This is a genomic window from Candidatus Polarisedimenticolia bacterium (genome assembly GCA_035764505.1).
GTDB lineage: Bacteria > Acidobacteriota > Polarisedimenticolia > Gp22-AA2 > AA152 > AA152.
Map to the genome: position 1 here is coordinate 1 of DASTZC010000061.1, position 4821 is coordinate 4821.

Here is a 4821-nt window from a genome sequence, read left to right on the forward strand (position 1 = left end):
GGCGATGGCGCCGCAGAAGCTCTCCGAGAAGGAGAAGTTCGATCTGATCGCCTACCTCAGGAGCCTGACCCGCTACTCCGAAGACCCGGCGGCCCCCGAAGGGGGGCGCGAGGGGGATCCGCGCAGCGGCAAGGAGCTGTACGACAAGCGCTGCTGGTCCTGCCATGGGACGCTCGGCGCGGGCGACGGTCCCGCGGCACCCGCCATGATCCCTCCGCCGACCCGCTTTGCCGACTATGAGGCGATGAAGGACCGCACTTCGCAAGACTGGTACACCGCGATCCAGTCGGGCGTGCCCGGCACCGCCATGTACCCGCAGCGACTCACCGAGCACGAGGTGTGGGATCTGATCGCCTACCTGCGATCGCTGGGACGACGCAAGTCCGAATCTCCCTGAGACGATCCCTCGATCCTGTCCGTCCAGGACCTTGCCCGTATCCCCTCAGAAGCTGAAAAGGTAGGTGAGCTTGAGCGTCGAATTCCGCTCGTTGTAGGGGGGATCGGTCGGCTTGGTGCGCAGGTTGCGCGACTCGTTGTAGACGAAGAACAGGTCGGCGCCGGGATGGTGGATCCAGTCGACCCTCAAATTGAGATCGATGTCGTCGTCGATGTCGTTCACCTGCACCAGGGCCGACCCGAAGAGCTTCGGGTTGATGGAAACGTTGAAGCGCGTCACCCAGAGGTTGACGTCGAAATCGCCGTAGGGCAGGCCGACGTGGTCCCACTCATAGCGCGTCTGGATGGAGAAGTGCGGGCTCATCTTGGCGGTCAGGTCCTCCACCAGCGTCAGCTTGTGGCCGCCGTAGAAGCTGCCGGAAGTCGCGTTGAGGTTGGAGATGACGCGCCGCCCCTGGAAGGTGTTGACATAGAAGGATCCCTGCCGCATCGGATAGTCCCCCGGCGGGATCACCACGCCGGGGAAGATCTCGAAATCCGCGGTGAGCCTTTCGAAGGGCTCCTCGTAGGTGACGCCCAGGAAATCGCCGCTTTGGAGGTTCACCTCGCTCAGGAAGAAATTGGTGCGCGTCTGCAGCTCCCCGGTGTGGTCGGTGATGTAGAGCGGGTTGTAGAGGAGGGTGATTTGCCGTACGGGCGACTCCTTGGGGCGCGGCCGCCAGGCGAATACTCCCTCGCTGAGGATCGAATCGGGGCGCTGCACGAAGCCAATCTGCGGATCGAAGCCGGGATCGATCCGCTGCTGGCGCACCACGTAGGTCCAGATGTCGCCGTCGCGGCCGGCGCGCAGCCTCCAGGAGGAGCCCGACAGGAGCTCCTCGTCCCGCAGCGTCCCGTCGGTCAGGAGCCTCGAGGAGCGCGAGGCGGCGTAGTAGAAATCGACGTTGTAGTCCTGCAGGAAGGTGATGTGGCCGTCGGCGCCGGCCACCCGGTTGCCGCCCCCGTCTCCTTCCGCCTCGCGGTCGGTGACGATCATTCCGAGGCTGGAGCGCGCCAGCACGTCGCGGCGCATGCGCAAGACGGCGAAGTTGGTGCGCGGCTCGTCCCCGGCCGCGTCCTGGATTACATCGAGCACGCCCACGGAGGTCTTGCCCAGCCGGCCGGTGAGGCGCGCCCCTCCCAGCAGCGGAATCGGCTCGCCGTCGGGCGACAAGCCGATGCGCCGGCTGAAAAAGATGTCGTTCTGGGCGGCCGAGCCGAACTGGAACAGCCCGGCGTTCTCCAGGAAGAAATCGCGCTTTTCCGGGAAGAAGAGATCGAAGCGGGTCAGGTTCACCTGCTGAACGTCCGCCTCGACCTGGGCGAAATCGGTGTTGATTGTGGCGTCCAGCGTCAGGTTCGGCGTCATTCCCCATTTGAGCAGATCCAGTCCGGCGTCCCCCTGCGTGTCGCTGTCGGGCTCCGGAACGGGCACCTGGTCGTAGCGCACCAGGCCGTACGGCTTGATCTGCAGCTGCGTGCCGTTGCTGATGCCCTCCAGCACCATCTTGCGGGCCAGCGAGAACGACAGCGTGCCGCGGTAGTTGCGCGGGATGTAGGGGGCGTAGGCCTCCTCGTTCTTGCGGCGGATGGCGCGGAAGAAATTGATTCCCATGACATTCTCGGGAGAGTGCGGGAAGCGCAGGTTCACGAAGGGCAGGCGGATCTCCGCGACCCATCCCTGCCCGTCGATGCGCGACACCACGTCCCAGACCCCGTCCCATTGCGCGTCGAAGATGCGCCCCTCGTCGAAGATCTGGGAATCGTTCTGCACGCCGGCGGCGTTGGTGGAGAACCAGAAGCCGTCCCGTCCGCTGTTCGAGGAGTCGATGGCGAAGGCCAGCTGGTCGTCGCCGATGATGCCGTCGCTGTCGCGCTGCAGGCTCCAGGCGATGATCTTCTCGGGCTCCGAGTCGAAGAAGCGCACCGCCAGGTAGAGGTTGTCGTCATCGTAAGCGATGCGAACCTCGGAGCGCTCGGAGGGGGAGACCTTCTCCTGAGGAAGCTGCTGGACGAAATCATCGATCACCGGCGCCATGCTCCAGACGGGATCGTCCAGCACGCCGTCCAGCTTGGGGGGATCGGTGGTTCGCAGCGGATGGAACAGCGGGGGAGGCTCGGGAAGATCCTCGGCTTTCAGCAGGGAAGCGGACAGGCCCGCCGCCAGGACCAGGAGGCACAAGGCGGACGGCACGCCGCGCCGTCGTGACCGATGCCGGGGGGAAGTCATCGAGGCCACGAAACGACTCTCCGGGATTTGGGCCGGCGCATTCTAGCACACCCATCCGGAGGGGCTGTCGGACGCCTCAGCGACCGGTGCGTTGGCTTGACGCGCGTGCGCTCAAGTGCTAGATTCTATATGCAAGTTATATATAAACCTTATATAAACCGTCGAGGCGAGCATGAAAGGAGCGGCGTCGCGGGGACCTGAGGGTCGGGAAGGCGCCCCCCGAAAGGTATTGCGCAGCTTCACGGCGACGCGCCGGGAGGTCGAGATGCTGGAGGCGATCGCCGCCTATCACGGCTTTTCCAAGAGCGCGACGCTGACCAGTCTCATCAAGAAGGAATTCTGGAGGATCTTCCCCCGGGGAACGAAATCGATCCGACCCGACCCCGGGGCGCGGATCGTGGAGTAGAAAATGTCCCTCTCCGCCGCCCGCAGCACCGTCCCGCCCGCTTACGAGGGGGTCGACGAGGAGCGCCTTGCCGATCTGCGCGATCGGATCCGCCGCCTGGCCGACAGTCGCCAGGCGCTGCTCCTGGCCCACAACTACCAGCTTCCGGAGATTCAGGAAGCCGCCGATTTCGTGGGCGATTCCCTGGGGCTGGCGCAGCAGGCGCAGCGCGATCCGCGCCGCCTGATCGTCTTTTGCGGGGTGCACTTCATGGCCGAATCGGCCAAGATTCTGAATCCCGAGAAGACGGTCCTCCTGCCCAGCCTGGCGGCGGGCTGCTCACTGGCCGACTCGATCACCGCCGACTCGCTGGAGGACTGGAAGCGGCGCTACCCCGGGCACGCCGTCGTGACCTACGTGAATTCCTCCGCCGAGGTCAAGGCGCTCTCCGACATCTGCTGCACTTCGGCCAACGCCGTCTCCGTCATCCGCAGCCTTCCGGACCAGAAGATTCTCTTCACGCCCGATCGGAACCTGGGTCGCTGGGTCGCCCGCCAGGTTCCGGAGAAGGAGATCGTGGTCTACGACGGCTGCTGCCCGACGCACGACGTGCTGCGCGGGACCGACGTGGCGAAGGGAAGGATGAAGAATCCCGAGGCGGTGGTCATCGCCCATCCGGAGTGCCGCGAGGACGTCCTGGCCCTGGCGGACGAGATCTGCTCGACTACCGGCATGGCGGCGGCGGTGGCGCGTCACCCGGAGGCGAAGACCTTTCTGGTGGCCACCGAGTGGGGGCTGATTCACCAGCTGCGGCGGCAGTATCCCGACAAGGAGTTCGTCGCGGCCGACGGCTGCATCGGCTGCCGGCTGCACTGCCCCTACATGAAGATGAACACGCTGGAAGGGGTGCTGCGCTCGCTGCAGGAGGACGTCTTCGAGATCCGGGTGGATCCGGAGGTCGCCGGCGACGCCCGCCGGGCGCTGGAGAGAATGCTCGCCGTCCCGCGCGACCGCTGAAGCCCGGCGCCGTCTTCCTATCTCAGCGCAGCTTGCGAAGCTCTTCCAGGACCACCCGGTTGTCGGGCTGGCGCCGCACCTCGCCCACCGAGGCGTAGCGAATCACTCCCTGCTTGTCGATCAGGAACAGCGCCCGCTCCGGGAATCCCTCCTCGCGCAGCACGCCGTAGCGCTTCGCCACCTCGCCGTGCGGATAGAAATCGCTCAGCACCGGCACGTTCACCCCGCCCAGCGATTCGACCCATGCCTTGTGGGCGGGAACGTGGCTGATGCTGATGGCCAGCACCTGGCATTCCTCCGCCTCGAACTTCGCCAGATCATCCCGGTAGGAGGGTATCTGGCAGGAGCAGACCGGCGTGAAGGCGAGCGGGAAGAAAGCCAGCAGGACGTTCTTCTTCCCCTTGAAATCCGAGAGGGCGATTTCCTTTCCGTCGAAGTTCTTCAGCTTGAAATCGGGAGCGACAACACCGGGTGCCAGGGCGGTCATGGATTCTCCAAGAATGAGCTCGAATGTGTCGGATGCCGGTCCGGGCGCCTCAACGGACGGGGATTTCCTCCTGGATGGCGAGGGCGAATCGCAGCGCCTCGAGCGCCCCTTCTTCGTGGAAGAGATCGTGCAGAAAAACCTCCAGCTTCGGATCGGGACCGGTGGGGAGCTGGACGCGCAGCGAAAACTCCGATCCGCGGCCGAGGCCCAGCTTGCGCTGGTGCAGCGCCGCGTAAGGGAAGCTGCCGCGCTCCTTGTGGTCCTCCA

The 4821-nt window shown here is 65.3% G+C and carries 6 protein-coding genes; 3 read left to right on the forward strand and 3 right to left on the reverse strand.

Translation table 11 applies throughout. The annotated features are described in order from the left end of the window. On the forward strand, nucleotides 1–397 hold a 397-nt coding region (locus VFW45_04405; protein ID HEU5180008.1), incomplete at its 5' end, for a cytochrome c. 45 nt (nucleotides 398–442) lie between these two features. Here the strand turns inward: VFW45_04405 and VFW45_04410 are convergent. Then, complete coding sequence (locus VFW45_04410) at nucleotides 443–2665, reverse strand: DUF5916 domain-containing protein (GenBank protein ID HEU5180009.1); 2223 nt, start codon at nucleotides 2663–2665, stop codon at nucleotides 443–445. Nucleotides 2666–2894: 229 nt separating this feature from the next. On the opposite strand from VFW45_04410, the gene VFW45_04415 reads away from it, so the two are divergent. Both VFW45_04415 and nadA read left to right on the forward strand, forming a co-directional pair. After that, on the forward strand, nucleotides 2895–3071 hold the full coding sequence (locus VFW45_04415) for a hypothetical protein (GenBank protein ID HEU5180010.1): 177 nt from the start codon (nucleotides 2895–2897) through the stop codon (nucleotides 3069–3071). 3 nt (nucleotides 3072–3074) lie between these two features. After that, nucleotides 3075–4067, forward strand: coding sequence for a quinolinate synthase NadA (nadA, locus tag VFW45_04420; protein HEU5180011.1), 993 nt, complete (start codon nucleotides 3075–3077; stop codon nucleotides 4065–4067). Nucleotides 4068–4089: 22 nt separating this feature from the next. Here nadA and VFW45_04425 read toward each other — a convergent pair whose 3' ends face one another. Then, the gene (locus VFW45_04425) at nucleotides 4090–4554 is read right to left on the reverse strand and encodes a peroxiredoxin (GenBank protein HEU5180012.1); all 465 of its coding nucleotides are present in this window, start codon (nucleotides 4552–4554) and stop codon (nucleotides 4090–4092) included. Nucleotides 4555–4603: 49 nt separating this feature from the next. Next, nucleotides 4604–4821 (reverse strand): hypothetical protein (locus VFW45_04430; protein ID HEU5180013.1); only part of this gene is annotated, 218 nt, incomplete at its 5' end.